This is a genomic window from Sulfuricurvum sp., assembly GCF_041651515.1.
GTDB lineage: Bacteria > Campylobacterota > Campylobacteria > Campylobacterales > Sulfurimonadaceae > Sulfuricurvum.
The window spans coordinates 44,317-58,988 of sequence record NZ_JBAZJF010000004.1; the positions used below are offsets into that span (position 1 = coordinate 44,317).

At 43.1% G+C, this 14,672-nt stretch carries 19 protein-coding genes and 1 tRNA gene; 5 read left to right on the forward strand and 15 right to left on the reverse strand.

Annotated elements, in window-relative coordinates; all coding sequences use genetic code 11:
• Positions 1-89: 89 nt before the first annotated feature.
• Positions 90-365 (reverse strand): type II toxin-antitoxin system RelE/ParE family toxin, encoded by a 276-nt coding sequence (locus tag WC407_RS08095; protein WP_373022107.1) that lies wholly within the window; start codon positions 363-365, stop codon positions 90-92.
• Entirely contained in the window at positions 355-585 is a 231-nt protein-coding gene (locus tag WC407_RS08100) for a hypothetical protein (RefSeq protein ID WP_373022108.1), read from the reverse strand. Before WC407_RS08100 ends, WC407_RS08095 begins: the two co-directional genes overlap by 11 nt.
• Before the next feature lie 195 nt (positions 586-780).
• On the opposite strand from WC407_RS08100, the gene WC407_RS08105 reads away from it, so the two are divergent.
• The gene (locus WC407_RS08105) at positions 781-1,305 is read left to right on the forward strand and encodes a hypothetical protein (protein WP_373022109.1); all 525 of its coding nucleotides are present in this window, start codon (positions 781-783) and stop codon (positions 1,303-1,305) included.
• A gap of 113 nt (positions 1,306-1,418) precedes the next feature.
• On the opposite strand, the gene WC407_RS08110 is transcribed toward WC407_RS08105, so the two are convergent.
• Positions 1,419-1,495: transfer RNA gene (locus tag WC407_RS08110), tRNA-Met, on the reverse strand.
• Between the two features lie 212 nt (positions 1,496-1,707).
• Here WC407_RS08110 and groES point away from each other — a divergent pair.
• From groES to WC407_RS08130, 4 genes are all read left to right on the forward strand, one after another.
• Entirely contained in the window at positions 1,708-1,968 is a 261-nt protein-coding gene (gene groES, locus WC407_RS08115) for a co-chaperone GroES (RefSeq protein WP_373022110.1), read from the forward strand.
• Between the two features lie 32 nt (positions 1,969-2,000).
• Complete coding sequence (gene groL / locus WC407_RS08120) at positions 2,001-3,632, forward strand: chaperonin GroEL (RefSeq protein ID WP_373022111.1); 1,632 nt, start codon at positions 2,001-2,003, stop codon at positions 3,630-3,632.
• Between the two features lie 236 nt (positions 3,633-3,868).
• The gene (locus WC407_RS08125) at positions 3,869-4,150 is read left to right on the forward strand and encodes a hypothetical protein (RefSeq protein ID WP_373022112.1); all 282 of its coding nucleotides are present in this window, start codon (positions 3,869-3,871) and stop codon (positions 4,148-4,150) included.
• 118 nt (positions 4,151-4,268) lie between these two features.
• Positions 4,269-4,553: a hypothetical protein gene (locus WC407_RS08130; protein WP_373022113.1), complete on the forward strand. Its 285-nt coding sequence runs from the start codon at positions 4,269-4,271 to the stop codon at positions 4,551-4,553.
• Here WC407_RS08130 and WC407_RS08135 read toward each other — a convergent pair.
• The 12 genes from WC407_RS08135 to WC407_RS08190 form a co-directional block, all read right to left on the reverse strand.
• Positions 4,550-5,527, reverse strand: coding sequence for a DUF475 domain-containing protein (locus WC407_RS08135; RefSeq protein WP_373022114.1), 978 nt, complete (start codon positions 5,525-5,527; stop codon positions 4,550-4,552). The two genes, WC407_RS08130 and WC407_RS08135, sit on opposite strands and share 4 nt — an antisense overlap.
• A 34-nt stretch (positions 5,528-5,561) precedes the next feature.
• On the reverse strand, positions 5,562-6,257 hold the full coding sequence (locus tag WC407_RS08140; RefSeq protein ID WP_373022115.1) for a 2OG-Fe(II) oxygenase: 696 nt from the start codon (positions 6,255-6,257) through the stop codon (positions 5,562-5,564).
• A gap of 2 nt (positions 6,258-6,259) precedes the next feature.
• Positions 6,260-6,646, reverse strand: coding sequence for an ExbD/TolR family protein (locus WC407_RS08145; protein ID WP_373022116.1), 387 nt, complete (start codon positions 6,644-6,646; stop codon positions 6,260-6,262).
• A gap of 3 nt (positions 6,647-6,649) precedes the next feature.
• On the reverse strand, positions 6,650-7,102 hold the full coding sequence (exbB, locus tag WC407_RS08150; RefSeq protein ID WP_373022117.1) for a TonB-system energizer ExbB: 453 nt from the start codon (positions 7,100-7,102) through the stop codon (positions 6,650-6,652).
• A 12-nt stretch (positions 7,103-7,114) separates the two neighbouring features.
• On the reverse strand, positions 7,115-7,948 hold the full coding sequence (locus WC407_RS08155) for a sensor histidine kinase (RefSeq protein WP_373022118.1): 834 nt from the start codon (positions 7,946-7,948) through the stop codon (positions 7,115-7,117).
• The gene (locus WC407_RS08160; RefSeq protein ID WP_373022119.1) at positions 7,938-8,594 is read right to left on the reverse strand and encodes a response regulator transcription factor; all 657 of its coding nucleotides are present in this window, start codon (positions 8,592-8,594) and stop codon (positions 7,938-7,940) included. The genes WC407_RS08155 and WC407_RS08160 overlap by 11 nt, the downstream gene beginning before the upstream one ends.
• The gene (gene pyrC, locus WC407_RS08165) at positions 8,584-9,591 is read right to left on the reverse strand and encodes a dihydroorotase (protein ID WP_373022120.1); all 1,008 of its coding nucleotides are present in this window, start codon (positions 9,589-9,591) and stop codon (positions 8,584-8,586) included. Before pyrC ends, WC407_RS08160 begins: the two co-directional genes overlap by 11 nt.
• Positions 9,592-9,593: 2 nt before the next feature.
• The gene (locus WC407_RS08170; protein WP_373022121.1) at positions 9,594-10,964 is read right to left on the reverse strand and encodes a phosphomannomutase/phosphoglucomutase; all 1,371 of its coding nucleotides are present in this window, start codon (positions 10,962-10,964) and stop codon (positions 9,594-9,596) included.
• 116 nt (positions 10,965-11,080) lie between these two features.
• Positions 11,081-12,259, reverse strand: coding sequence for an ammonium transporter (locus tag WC407_RS08175; protein WP_373022122.1), 1,179 nt, complete (start codon positions 12,257-12,259; stop codon positions 11,081-11,083).
• Between the two features lie 181 nt (positions 12,260-12,440).
• Positions 12,441-12,779 carry a P-II family nitrogen regulator gene (locus tag WC407_RS08180; protein ID WP_373022123.1) on the reverse strand — a complete coding sequence of 113 codons (339 nt, stop codon included), beginning with the start codon at positions 12,777-12,779 and terminating at the stop codon, positions 12,441-12,443.
• A 13-nt stretch (positions 12,780-12,792) separates the two neighbouring features.
• Positions 12,793-14,136, reverse strand: coding sequence for an ammonium transporter (locus tag WC407_RS08185; protein ID WP_373022125.1), 1,344 nt, complete (start codon positions 14,134-14,136; stop codon positions 12,793-12,795).
• A 185-nt stretch (positions 14,137-14,321) separates the two neighbouring features.
• Entirely contained in the window at positions 14,322-14,660 is a 339-nt protein-coding gene (locus tag WC407_RS08190; protein WP_294916536.1) for a P-II family nitrogen regulator, read from the reverse strand.
• Positions 14,661-14,672 lie beyond the last annotated feature (12 nt).

Consider the following 14,672-nt stretch of genomic DNA (forward strand, 5'->3'; position numbering starts at 1 on the left):
AGATGATAGAATAAAGGATTCGGATTAGAAGTTACAAGATGGTGGCGGGGGGGGAATTACCATACTCTAAATATTTACTACGCTCTTTTTTAATCCTCTTTAGGTTTCCATTCGTTTTGATTGAAGATACCCAAAATAATGATATTATCCTTATCAATAAAATAAGGTACAGTGTAGCCTTTATGTATTAACTCTCGGCTTCCATCCTCGGTTGCTCGCCCTTTGCGTGGATGATCAACTAAACTATCTAAATGCTCCATTAGAGAATAGTAAAATCTTTCAGCATTTTTCGGATTCGATTGACCGATAAATTTTACAATCTGTTTTATCTCACTTTTGAAACGGTCGGACTTCTTAACTTGCAACGGAGTTGATCTCTCTTAGATAATCCTCTATTTCTTCCATTCCCTCATGCAACGGCGTGGTTTCCAGCTTCCCGCTTTTGTACTCTTCAATCCGGCTTTTAACCTCATCGGCATACCACGGGCGAGTTTGCTCAACCGTAATGGTGTCTTGAGGAAGTGAGTTTAAAAAAGCCATTACTTTATCGGCAACACTATCATTAACGGTGATCGTCATAGTCATGGCTTCTCCTTTATTTTGTTGAGAAAATTATAGCACTTTTTGAAATCAACAAAAATGAGGCGTTAGCGGAGAACTAATATGTCTATAAAATAGGAGTCATTCCACCCTGCTCTTATCGTCAGAAATAGAATGAGTTTAAGAAAGTATGATATCATCAACGAATAACGATAAGATTAATTACACTTTGGACATACAATGCACAGCTTTACCGATCTCGTAGATAGATGCACAACTTTTACCCTTGAAACTTTAAGGGAAGCAAACGAGCGAACAATTGAGGCACTGCAAACGAGTAGCGCCACTTCCCTAGTAAAAACTCTTCAGATGATACAGCTCCAAAAAGCGATCTTAGCGATTGGTATGTTTTCCATTTTTGAAGCCAAACTACAAGATTGTCTAAATTGTTACAATGGATTTAGTGAGGCTAAAAACATTTTAGCTGATCAAGGAGAGCTACACATGAAAGAGCGTTTTAATGATCTTTATCTAGCCGTCAATGTACTCAAGCATGGGCGCGGAGGCAGTTACGATGCTCTCGTTACGAAGGCTGAATCTCTACCTTTTAGAATTAAACTACCCGATGAATCGTTCTTCTTAGAAGGTGACGCATCAGAAGTATTTACATTAATCAAGGTAGACGATGCTTTCGTACAGCATTGCAGCAGTGTAATTAGCGATGTGTCTGGAGTAATACGTCGAGTACGTCCCGAGTTCGCCTAGGATATTGATCATTTGGATGCTAATGACAGGATCAAATTGCGCAATAATACAAATACTGGTAACGTTTACTGGTAATGATGTAGTTGAAAGTAGGTAATATAGGAAGTTTAAGATGGTGGCGGGGGGGGGACTCGAACCCCCGACCTCCGGCTTATGAGACCAGCGCTCTAACCAGCTGAGCTACCCAGCCATCTTAGGTAGAATTGGATAAGGCCGGAATTATAGTGAACCATTGCTTATTAAAAACTAAAAGATGAATTAATTTTGCAGAAAGAGATAAGAAAGTTTCTATCATATATCATCAAGCTCATAACTATTGAGCCATATAGACTAAGAGATTGACAATTAATCCAAACTCGTGTACAATCCCGAGCATAATAAATCACAATAAAAGGAAATGCTATGAATTTTCAACCGCTTGGAAAACGTGTATTGGTTCAACGTCTCGAAGAGGCGACCAAAACCGCATCAGGGATTATCATCCCCGACAACGCTAAAGAGAAACCTTCACAAGGTACTGTCCTTGCCGTGAGCACCGAAGTAGAGGATGTTGCGACTGGAGATACTGTCGTATTTGGCAAATATGCCGGCAGCGAATTAACTCTTGATGGAAAAGCGTACTTGGTCATTGCAACTGAAGACCTACTCGGAATTATCAAATAATCAACTCATTTAAACTATAAACGGAGAATACTATGGCAAGAGAAATTCACTTTTCAGACGACGCACGCAACAAGTTAGCCGCAGGGGTACAAAAACTCACTGACGCGGTAAAAGTCACCATGGGACCACGCGGACGTAATGTCCTCATCCAAAAAAGCTACGGCGCACCCAGCATCACAAAAGACGGTGTATCGGTTGCCAAAGAGGTAGAACTTAAAGATCCTCTTGAGAACATGGGGGCACAGCTCGTAAAAGAAGTTGCTTCCAACACAGCGGACGAAGCGGGAGACGGTACCACTACGGCAACCATTCTTGCTAACGCGATTTTCAAAGAAGGTCTTCGCAACATCACTGCTGGAGCTAACCCGATCGAAATGAAACGCGGTATGGATAAAGCGACCGAAGCAATTTTGGCAGAATTAAAATCCGCTTCACGTATCATCAATGACAAAAAAGAGATCGCGCAAGTCGCAACCATCTCTGCAAACTCCGATGAGCGTATCGGTGCTATGATCGCTGAAGCAATGGATAAAGTAGGCCGTGACGGTGTTATTACGGTTGAAGAAGCTAAGGGGATCAATGATGAACTCGACGTTGTCGAGGGGATGCAATTCGATCGCGGGTACCTCAGTCCGTATTTCATCACCAACAGCGAAAAAATGACCGTTGAATTGGATCATCCGTTTATCCTCCTCTTCGATCAAAAAATCTCTAACCTCAAAGACCTTCTTCCGGTGCTAGAGCAAGTTCAAAAAAGCTCACGCCCTCTTCTTATCATCGCGGAAGATGTCGAAGGTGAAGCGTTGGCAACTCTCGTTGTGAATAAATTACGCGGTGTATTGAATATCACAGCCGTTAAAGCTCCGGGATTCGGTGATCGCCGTAAAGCAATGCTCCAAGATATCGCCGTATTAACTCGTGCGCAAGTGATCAGCGAAGAGATCGGCCGTACATTGGATAGCGCAACCGTTGCAGACCTCGGTCAAGCGGCGCGCGTCGTAATCAGCAAAGACAACACCACCATCGTAGACGGTGCAGGTGAGAAAGAAGCGGTTAATTCACGTATCAAAGAGATCCGTACCCAAATCGAAGCAACCACCAGCGAATACGACAAAGAGAAACTCCAAGAGCGTCTTGCGAAACTCTCCGGCGGTGTTGCGGTTATCAAAGTCGGTGCAGCTACCGAAACCGAAATGAAAGAGAAAAAAGACCGTGTTGACGATGCACTCTCAGCGACCAAAGCGGCAGTTGAAGAGGGGATCGTTATCGGCGGCGGAGCGGCATTGATCCGTGCAGCGGCAAAAGTAAAGCATGATCTTACCGGCGATCAAAAAATCGGATGGGAGATCATCCTTCGCGCGATCTCTGCACCGGTCAAACAAATCGCTGAAAATGCGGGATACGATGCGGGTGTTGTCGTCAACACTATCGTCTCTGCAACCAACGAAAATATCGGATTCAACGCCGCTACGGGCGAATATGTCGATATGTACGAAGCAGGGATCATCGATCCTCTCAAGGTTGAGCGTGTAGCATTGACCAACGCAACATCCGTTTCAAGTATGCTTCTAACGACTGAAGCAACAATCCATGAGATCAAAGATGACAAAGCCGGCGGAATGCCGGATATGGGTGGAATGGGCGGAATGCCAGGTATGATGTAACTCTAGGACAATCGTTCTAGTTTTACATAGATAAACCCCAATAAGACTCCCTTTAATAAGGATTTTTATTGGGGTATCTTTCCTCAATAAATCTTCAATGATCTTCTCTTTGATAACTCATTTATAACCTAAAATTAAATTATTATAGAAATAAAAACTAAAATAATTATAATATTTAGTACTTAATAAGGGTAACTATGGAACCATAACAACTATATTTAAAAATAGGAGTTCCATTGAACACAGTAAAATTATTATCCCTAAGTGTACTCAGTGCATCTGTAGCTACTTTCTTTACAGCTTGTGCCCCAGCAAATATTCAAGCTCAAATTAGAAATTCAGATGTCAATTCAAATATGATGACACGTTGTGAAGAAGTAGATATGAGAAGCAATGCTGAAATGGACAAATTATTTAAAAAATACGATGGGTGGAGAATGGTTTATATTTCTGAGTATACAACAGACCATAAAATTGGAACAAGCGCTAGTGTTTGTTTTGAAAAACCAAAAAACTAATTTTTTCCAATTAGAAAGGAGATTATCCTCCTCTCTAATTAGTTCTTAAACAGACAAATTCTCTTTTTAACTCTTCTTCGATACACTGCTTCTCTAATACCAATAACGGAATATCCTAATGCAATTATCTCTAAGCGATCTCATCGGTATTCTCGGTGTTATTATCATTATCATCGGTTATATGCTTTTACAACTTGACAAAATGGATGCGAAAGATTTAGGCTTCTCCGTCTTGAATACCCTCGGAGCATTACTGATCATCCTATCTTTACTCTATGCCTGGAATCTTCCTTCCTTTATCATGGAGTTTACATGGATGATGATAAGCATGTATGGAATATTTAAATATTATTCGAAAAAAAGAAAAGAGGAGAATGCCGTCCAAGAGGGCGAAGCAGACTAAGCCTGATTCCCTTGTCTGTTTTCCCAAATGGAGTGTAAGAAAGCGATGGATATCAGTCCGATACCGATTGTCCCCGTCACGGCTTCACTCACATGTGTGGTAATTTTGATCAACATGATGATTGCTAAAATTCCGATCGCGTAGTGGGCACCGTGTTCGAGGTAGCGAAATTCGGAGAGAGTTTTGTGCTCAACGAAATAGAGGGTAATACTCCGCACAAACATCGCACCTACTCCAAGCCCGATCATAATGATGAAAATATTGCTCGTCAAGGCAAAGGCTCCAATCACACCGTCAAAACTGAAACTTGCATCCAATACTTCAAGATAAATAAATCCGGCTATCCCGCTTTTGACTGTATCGGAAGAGAGAAAATGGTCCAGCATATTGAGAAGAGAGTGGAGCAAAACCCCGTACATAAAGGCCAATACAACTCCGAAATCCTGCGTGATATGTCCCAAGCCGATTCCGACCATAATAGCGGTAATCAGCTCGATATTCGCTACTCCGGAAAACTGCTCCATCATTTTGGAACCTTCTACAAAGGTGACCCATTTGACATCGTGTTCCTGAAAAAAGAAATCCAAAAAGACCATCAATAAAAATGCTCCCCCAAAAGCAAAAATTGTCGTTTCAGTCGTTTTGAGGATCGCTTCATAGCGATGCGGTTCATTCATTGCTACTTGAAGGGTCTCTAATAGTCCCATCCCTGTCACGATCGAGACAATCGCCAACGGAAATAAAAGTCTCATTCCAAATACGGCTATCGGCATACCGAAAAGGATAAAACGCTGCTGCCAAACTGGCTCCATCGTCTCCAAAATTTTGGCATTAACAACCGCATTATCAAAGGAAAGGGAGATTTCCAATACGACCAATAATGCAGCAATATATACCCCCTCAAGTCCCCCTAAAAAATATCCGGCAATCAGCCCGATAATGAGAATAAAAAAAGAGGTATAAAAATAACGCATTAATGCCCTTGAAAAAAAGATAGGAAATTATAGCCTAACTGTGTGCATTATGCCATTGAACGAGGCTGAGGCGGTAACCTGATTTTACAGGAAGTACTTCGTGAGAGAAATAGGGATTGCTTAAAAATACGACCATATCACCCGCTTCCGGGCGCAGCGTGATGGTATTGCCATGCTCATCACAAAGGTAGTTAAAAAGAAGCTCTCCCCCGTTGAAATGATCCGAATCGGTCGGATGGGGAGTGTATGAAGTGGTAAATAAAACCGTCGTCACTTTACGCTCTGGGGCTACGGTGTGAAATCCTACCGTTTTCCCCTCACGGTCTCGCAGTTCGCTTGAATCGTCACTGTGCTTGACGTAAAATGACCCGCTCTCATACCCCAAGACCTGTATGTCGGTAGAAGTGCTGAGAGACAGAGCAAAAAAATCCTCGATCTCAGAACGAACTGCGGCAAATCGGCTCTCATAAATCGCACGATACTCAGAAGAGAGGGTATGAATATCGGTACGCCGTATTGCCGTATCAAGCTTCTTGCCTCGAAGCTCCGCTTTCACAACACCGTTATCTTCCAGCGTATACGCGGTAATAGCACGGCACTCTGCAGGAGTTAGTACCCCTTCAATCACCATATAGGGAAAATCAAGATACGGATTGGGAAGCCGTTTAGTCGGAATATCCCAATCCAGCAACTCATCGCGAGCGTAAACATAGTTGCTGATTTGGTGCACGACTATTTCTGCTTATCGGTTACAATATACAGTTGTTCATGTCCAAGGCGCTTAAGAACATCCATAACACCGACAAAATTTTGAAATGCAGCATCCTTATCGCTGTAAAGAACAACCGTCATCTCTTTGCCACCCTCTGTGACTTTTTGCTCAAACTGATCAAGGCTCACTTGTGTTTTCTCATCAATCCATAGGGTACCGTCTTTTTTAATCGTCAGTTTCATCTCACTGGGTTTATGCTCGGTTGCAGTCCCTTTAGCATTGGGAAGGTCGACGGGAATAACCCCCGTTTTGATAAACGTTGCCGTTGTCAAAACCATCACCAGCAATACGAGCATAATATCGATAAAGGGGATGACATTGATCGTATCGATCCGTTTCATCTTCATAGTTTAGCCTTGTTTTTTGTGAGCATCAATTTCCCACAACGTAAGGATACGTTCCATTTTACGGAGCAAAATATTGTAAAACACGATAGCAGGAATCGCGACAATAAGACCCATTGCGGTTGCTTTGAGAGCAAGGGCTAATCCGGTCATAATCTTTTTAGGATCAACCGCACCGACATCTCCGAGAGAATAAAACGTGATCATAATGCCCAAAACGGTCCCTAGCAGACCGACGTAGGGGGCATTAGAACCGATGGTTGCAATAATCGAAACATTATTACCAAGATCCAGCTCAAGCTCCTCTTTTGTACTGTAATCACTTCCTCGAACAGCACCGAAAAACATCAATCGCTCAATAAACATCCACAATGAGATCACACTCATCAAAACCAAAATACCGATAATCCCATAATCGACTGCGCCTTGCGCCCATCCTAACCATCCGCTTACTTCCATTGAATTTACCCTTTATGTTAATTTTTTTAATTCCAATTTTACGCATGTCCCTTTTCCCACTTGGGAAGAGACATGCAATCCGATATGATGCCGATCACAATATCGCTTGACCAATCCAAGACCGATTCCATACCCCGGTATTGTAGTATCATTTTGGAAATAGCTATCATATATTCGCATCAAAGTTATCTCATCCATACCGATCCCCTGATCGCAGATATTCAATGTATCCTCATGTAACGTGATTTTAATATGAGCCGGTGAAAGGGAATATTTCACCCCGTTTTCGACCAAATTATCGATCACTTTTCCCATTCCGATACGATCTAAACTCACCATCCGTGAAGAAAGTGCTATTTCCCATATCACATTCGAATACAACCCACGCAAAAAAACAAGTCGCTCTTGAAGTAAATCGACTAAATCAAATGACTCTATATTCTCACGTGCCATCTGCTTTTTGATCAAATAATCGAGCTCATTATACCGTTCTTTTAACATCCCGACAGCTTGTCCGATCCGATCCAAACGCTTGAAACTTTTTTCATCTGTATGGGTTTTACGTAACATCTCCACATTAGCAGTGATCGTATTAATCGGTAAATTCAGTTCATGAAGCGTCTCTTTGGAAAAAACTTCTAAATGATCAAAATGTTCTTTAAGCGGTTTGATCGCAATTTTAGCCAAAATCCATCCGGCAATAAGGGCAAAAATTAATGAAATAAGAAAAATTACTCCCCATTGTTCTATCCCTAATACGTGATGTGCAATATAAATACCGCTCACCAATACCGCCGTTGTAACGACATACAACGATGCCAACGCAATTTCAACACTACGAAACAAGGCGATATCCTAAAGCACGAACATTGAGTATCCGATCACTTCCGATCTCTTGTTTGAGACGGTTAATATACACCCGTATCGCACCGTCACTGATATTTTCAGATGCACTCCACAACTCATCCATAATCATCTCTTTGGTAACAATTTCCCCGGCATTTCGGATAAAAAGGGCCATTAGTTGATACTCTTTTAGGGAAAAATGGACCTCATTTCCCCCTAAAAAAATACACTTGTGTATCTCATCCAAACATAAATCCCCGGCACATCTGCGGGTTTTGCCTTTACTGCGCCGCAGCAATGCCTGAATACGTATCAGCAGCTCCTTCGTATCAAACGGTTTTTTCAGATAATCATCTCCACCGTATTCAAACGCCTTAGATAATACTTCCGTTTCACGATGCGACGTCAAAAAAATCGCAGGGGTATCATCCGCAGAATCTCTTAGCTCGTGCAATAAAGAAAGGCCATCAATCAAAGGGACATTAATATCCAAAAGATACAAATCAAACCGGTGTTTGTACGTAGCATCAAGGGCCTCTTGTCCGTTTCGGCACAAGGTCAGAAGATACCCCTCCTCTTCGAGTAAATCTTGAATCGACTCACCAAATAGGAGATCATCTTCCAAGAGGAGAACATTAATCGACACGATCAATAGACCATTTCAACGTTTCACCCGCACGCATCGGGACAACACTGCCGTACATATCCGGAACAACAAAATCATGTTTCACAAGGACAACCTCTTTATACTCAGCGCAAATCCCATAAATTCGCTGGGCATTATCACTCACAAAGGATTGAAGGTTATCGAGTTTATCATGCGCTTCAAAAACCTCACATAACAGCTGAAGAGCGATCGGTGCGGTAAAGACCCCTGCTCCGCATCCGCATGACTCCTTGGTATGTTTCGGGTGGGGTGCCGAATCCGAACCAAACATCACTTTCGGATGCGCTTCAAGGGCAACGCTCAGCAATGCATCACGATCATGCGGACGTTTGGCTATCGGTTTGCAAAACAGATGAGGACGAAGCATCCCTCCCGCCACATCATCGAGGGTAATCATTAGATGATGTACCGTAATGGTGGCATACAAATTCTCATAACGATCCAACATCTCTACCGCTTCGGCAGTCGTTATGTGTTCCATGACGATCTTGAGTTTCGGAAAATTGATTGCGAGCATCTCATAGACGCTCATAAATTCCGCTTCACGATCCATTACAAAACCGTTCGTCTCACCGTGAACAGACAAAACAATCCCTAAATCAGACATTGCCTCTAACGTTTCGCGCATTGATTCGATATCAAAACTTTCAACTCCCCCTTCCGAGTTCGTCGTTACCCCGCTTGGATAGAGTTTGATTGCACTAATATGATCTTGTACATTTTCCAAAAACACTCGGCTGTAATTTTGGTAAAAGAGGGTCATATAGGGTTCAAAATCATCCGCTTCCATCGCTACCTTGATACGATGACGATACTCTTTGACCGCATCAAGAGTGGTAATCGGAGGGACAAGATTAGGCATAACAAGTGCTCCGCTAAAACTGTATGACGTCAGCGGGGCAACCGTTGAGAGCATCTCACCGTCACGCAAATGGACATGCATATCCAGCGGCATGGTTAATGTTATTGTTTTCATACTTATCCCTTTAACTGGTTTTGGGCCGTTTGAATCAGCGCATTAAGAGATTCTTCGTATCGCAGAGCTTCTTTAGCATCGGTCGATTCAAAACGGGTAACCAGTACCGGAGTCGTATTACTCGCACGCACTAAGCCCCACCCTTTATCAAAAATAACCCGAACGCCGTCCACTTCGATAATCTCACGGATAGCAGGAAAATCGGATGGAGGGTTTTGCAGAAGTTCTTTGAGCTTGGCCATAAGGAGAAACTTTTCTTTCTCGGTCGTTTTGACCTTAATCTCTTCGGTGGAAAATACCTGAGGAAGTTTTGCAATCTCTGCATCCAAATCAACCCCTTCATGCACCAATTCAAGCATCCGAAGGGTGGCATAGATTGCATCATCGTATCCGAAATAACGATCCGCAAAGAAAACATGCCCGCTCACTTCACATGCCAAATCAGCGTGAAGCTCTTTCATTTTGACTTTGAGATTCGAGTGCCCCGTTTTATACATCACGGCGGTCGCTCCCCGTTCCCGAAGCGTGTCGTACATCACCTGCGAGCATTTCACCTCGCCGATAACGATCGGATTTTTCATTTTAAGGGCAAACAAAATGGCCATCATGTCCCCTTTGATATTATTCTTAGGCGTCAATACAGCAATACGATCGGCATCGCCATCGTAGGCAAATGCAATATCTCCCTCCTCTGTGAGAAGTTTTTTAATATCTTCGAGATTATGCTCTTCACTCGGATCAGGATGGTGATTAGGAAACGTACCGTCCGGATCAACATAAATCCCTTTGGTTGTCAATTCCAATGCATTAAAAATATCTTCGATCGCTAATCCCGCAACCCCGTTACCGCAGTCATAAACGATGCGCTGTTTCATTCCACGCAAATGGCCAAACGATTCGACCATAAAGCGTTTGTAACGACTCAATGCATCGATCTCTACCACTTGTCGTTCCACTTTAGGGGGAAAAGGTAATGATTCTATTTTATCCCCAAGGGCATAGATCGCTTCACCGAAAAAAGGGGCTTTATTAATGGTAATTTTAAATCCGTTGTATTCGCTCGGATTATGCGAACCGGTAATCATCACCGATGCACACGGAGTGATTCCATCGAAATCCTGATAATTGCAAAAATAGTTTACCGGAGTGGGAACCATCCCCATCCCCAATACTTTCATCCCACCGGCATTGAGTCCGGCCGTGAGATATTCAAATAAAATGGGTGAATGAGAACGTGCATCGTATCCGACCGCAACAACATCGCCATATCCTCGCATCTCTTCGGCCAATGCATATCCCAATCGAGTAATGGTCGCTTCATTGAGCTCTTTTTCAAAAATCCCTCGAATATCATATTCGCGATAAATAGACATAAAATCCCTTTCTCTTTAAAACAATGACAAATTATACAACGCAGTAGGTAAAAGAGTTTTTATGGGGCAAAAAGCCCCACAGAAGAGTATCGAAGAAGTGTTACAAGAGTGTTAAGTTAAATCGCCCTTTTGAACTCGGGGTATGCTTCCAGACCGCATTCACTGACATCAAGCCCTTGAAGCTGATCTTCATCGGAGGCGCGGAACGGAACCAACTTATTGATTAAATAAATAGCCGCAAACGATACCGTAAAAACAAATACGGCGATTTCGCCAACCCCTTTGAGCTGATTCAAAAAAGTTATCCCTTTCGCAGCATCCGAAGCAAATATACCTACCGCAAGCGTTCCCCAAATACCGTTGACCAAATGAACCGACAATGCTCCGACCGGATCATCAATACGAAAACGGTCGAAAATAGGGATTGCCAAAACAACCAATACTCCACCGATCAAACCAACAGCAAGCGAATCGTAAAGGGTATATAAATGGGGTCCTGCCGTAATCGCAACAAGGCCACCCAACGCACCGTTTAGAATCATCGTAATATCAAAGAGTTTATACCGTGCATAAATGATGATACCCGCAGAAATGGCTCCGGCAAGTCCCGCTACGTTAGTGTTAAAGATAGTCAATGCGACACTGTCCGCCAACTCTTTGGTCGAAATACCGCCCACCGAACCGCCGTTAAAACCAAACCATCCGATCCACAGTAACATCGCCCCCAAAACAACAAGAGGGATATTAGAGGCAGGAATAACACGAATTTGATCGTGAACATAACGCCCTTTTCGCGGACCGATAATCAAAATAGCCGCCAATAATGCCCACCCGCCTGTAGAATGAATGACGGTAGAACCCGCTAAATCGACGAAATTCAAATCAAACAGGGTATCTTTGATCCAATCGCTTCCCCAGCTGATATTCACGGCCGTCGGATAGATCAGAGCCCCCATAATAAGGGTAAACAGAGTCAACGGCAACAATTTAGCCCGCTCACCGACCCCTCCGCTCATAATGTTAATCGCCTTACCGACAAATGCCATTTGAAACATAAAAAATGCCCACTTACTCATAGTGGTACTCGCTACATCGCCAAAAGCAAAATGAAAACCGACCAGAATAAACGCCATAGAGGCTACCGCATAAATCATCACATTGACCGTCAAAACGCTGGAAACGTTTTTAGTACGGACTAAACCCGCTTCGAGCATTGCGAAACCGGGAACCATTAAGATGATCAAAGTGATTGAAAAGAGGGCAAAGAGGGTATCGATAACGTACGCAGTATCCATGCAACACCTTTAATTTAAGATAAAGGTGTGCATTATATAACCAATCACAGAGATTGTAGAAGTAAAATTGATTAAAAATTAATCAATTGATAGAATTGCACGTTTACGTGCTTGGGCATACTGCCGAAGTAAACCCAGTGTTAACGTAGTAAAGAGGGACTATGTTCCTCTTTACGTTAATTTAAATGGCCTCGATATCGGTCTCACCCGTACGGATACGGACGATTTTACTGATATCGCTGATAAAAATTTTCCCGTCACCGATTTTCCCGGTACGAGCCGCTTCTACGACCGTGTTAACGACTTGATCTACCATCGCGTCATCCACTACCATCTCCATTTTGATCTTAGGAAGAAAGTCAACCACATACTCAGCACCACGATATAACTCACTGTGCCCTTTTTGTCGTCCGTACCCTTTTACTTCGCTTACCGTCATACCCGTAATGCCAATCTCGGCAAGGGCGTCTTTCACATCTTCGAGTTTAAATGGTTTGATAACCGCTTCAATTTTTTTCATTGTTCATTCCTTCTTATAGGTTAAATCCACGTTCACCGTGTACTGATTCATCCAAACCTTGGCTCTCTTGTTCTTCGTTAACACGTGAACCGCCGGTCAATGCCATTGCGATATAGTACACTACGATCGTACCGACCAATGTAAACAATCCGACCAATAAAGCGGATTCCGCTTGAACCATGATTTGTCCCATGCGATCGCCTGAATCTTTCAACGGTCCTGCCCATAGAAGCCCTTTGTCATCTACAGCAAAGATACCGGTTGCAATCGCACCCCATAGACCTGCCAGAAAGTGAACCCCAAATGCATCCAATGAATCGTCGTAACCCAATTTTTTCTTAAGTGCCGTTACACCGAAGAATGCGATCAATGCACCCGTCATACCAACAATTAATGCACCACTGACACTGACAAAACCAGCTGCCGGAGTAATTGCAACCAAACCAGCGATTGCACCGGACGCTGCACCCAGAAGAGTCGGTTTTTTGAAGACTGCGTACTCAATTACAATCCATGTCACTGCTGCAACAGAAGCTGCGATAGTCGTTGTTAGGAAAGCGACACCGGCGATAGCGTTTGCACCAAAAGCTGAACCGGCATTAAATCCGTACCAACCGAACCAAAGCATACCTGCACCGACAGCAGTTAAAATAACACTTACCGGTTTCATCGCTACTTTTGGATACCCTGCACGTTTACCGATCAACACAGCCAATACAAGACCAGCCAAACCGCCGTTCATATGAACAACCGTACCACCCGCGAAGTCAAGGGCACCTTCATTAAAGAGGTAACCGCCACCCCATACCATGTGAGCAATCGGTGCATAAACCACGATAGTCCAGACGAAAGCAAATACCATCCAGGTAGAAAATTTCATACGCTCAATGACTGAACCCGCAACGATCGCTACGGTAATAGCTGCAAATGTCCCTTGGAATGCTACGAAAACAAATTTAGGGAATAGCAGACCCAATTTTGGATCTTGTAGATCGTCCCATTTAATACCGTTTAGCATCACATTGCCAAATCCGCCGATAACTTGGTTCATTGAACCATCCGCTGTTCCGAAAGCGATCGAGAAACCTGCGATTACCCATGCCAACATTGCTACTACAAATGCACCAAAAATCATTGCATAGGTATTAAGAACGTTTTTAGAACGGGTCATCCCGCCGTAAAACAATGCCAAACCGATCGGTGTCATCAACATAACCAATGCGGTTGACATCATCATCCATGCAGTATCACCTGAATTAAGTACAGGTGCCGCCGCTTCTACAACAGCCGTTGCGTTAGCATCATCAGCAAATGCCGATACGCCGAGTAGCAATAAAGCTAAAAGCCACTTTTTCATTTTTTCTCCTTATAACTTGAATGTCGGATACCATTGTACAAAGTAATCAAATGTGAAGAGTGCAATCTATTGATTAATTTTTAATCAATGTGCAGTATAAATATAAAAAAGAGAGATTTTTCTAAATACGAGAAGATATTTAAAGAGGAGTCCAAAGCCGAAGCTTTGAAGCTAAGAAAGTGGAATTATATTGCGTCGCTATCCGTTTCGCCCGTACGAATACGGATGATTTGATTGATATCGCTGATAAAAATTTTCCCGTCACCGATTTTCCCGGTACGAGCCGCTTCTACGACCGTGTTAACGACTTGATCTACCATCGCGTCATCCACTACCATCTCCATCTTGATTTTAGGAAGAAAGTCAACCACATACTCAGCACCGCGATATAACTCGCTGTGCCCTTTTTGGCGACCGTAGCCTTTTACTTCGCTTACCGTCATACCCGTAATACCAATCTCGGCTAGGGCGTCTTTCACATCTTCGAGTTTAAATGGTTTGATAACCGCTTCAATTTTTTTCATAAATACTAAACT

Coding starts and splice junctions, on each gene's coding strand:
- groL (WP_373022111.1), top strand. CDS start 2,001: ATGGCAAGAGAAATTCACTTTTCAGACGACGCACGCAACAAGTTAGCC.
- WC407_RS08170 (WP_373022121.1), bottom strand. CDS start 10,964: ATGTCTATTTATCGCGAATATGATATTCGAGGGATTTTTGAAAAAGAG.
- WC407_RS08100 (WP_373022108.1), bottom strand. CDS start 585: ATGACTATGACGATCACCGTTAATGATAGTGTTGCCGATAAAGTAATG.
- pyrC (WP_373022120.1), bottom strand. CDS start 9,591: ATGAAAACAATAACATTAACCATGCCGCTGGATATGCATGTCCATTTG.
- WC407_RS08135 (WP_373022114.1), bottom strand. CDS start 5,527: ATGCGTTATTTTTATACCTCTTTTTTTATTCTCATTATCGGGCTGATT.
- WC407_RS08145 (WP_373022116.1), bottom strand. CDS start 6,646: ATGAAGATGAAACGGATCGATACGATCAATGTCATCCCCTTTATCGAT.
- WC407_RS08185 (WP_373022125.1), bottom strand. CDS start 14,136: ATGAAAAAGTGGCTTTTAGCTTTATTGCTACTCGGCGTATCGGCATTT.
- exbB (WP_373022117.1), bottom strand. CDS start 7,102: ATGGAAGTAAGCGGATGGTTAGGATGGGCGCAAGGCGCAGTCGATTAT.
- WC407_RS08190 (WP_294916536.1), bottom strand. CDS start 14,660: ATGAAAAAAATTGAAGCGGTTATCAAACCATTTAAACTCGAAGATGTG.
- WC407_RS08180 (WP_373022123.1), bottom strand. CDS start 12,779: ATGAAAAAAATTGAAGCGGTTATCAAACCATTTAAACTCGAAGATGTG.
- WC407_RS08175 (WP_373022122.1), bottom strand. CDS start 12,259: ATGGATACTGCGTACGTTATCGATACCCTCTTTGCCCTCTTTTCAATC.
- WC407_RS08105 (WP_373022109.1), top strand. CDS start 781: ATGCACAGCTTTACCGATCTCGTAGATAGATGCACAACTTTTACCCTT.
- WC407_RS08130 (WP_373022113.1), top strand. CDS start 4,269: ATGCAATTATCTCTAAGCGATCTCATCGGTATTCTCGGTGTTATTATC.
- groES (WP_373022110.1), top strand. CDS start 1,708: ATGAATTTTCAACCGCTTGGAAAACGTGTATTGGTTCAACGTCTCGAA.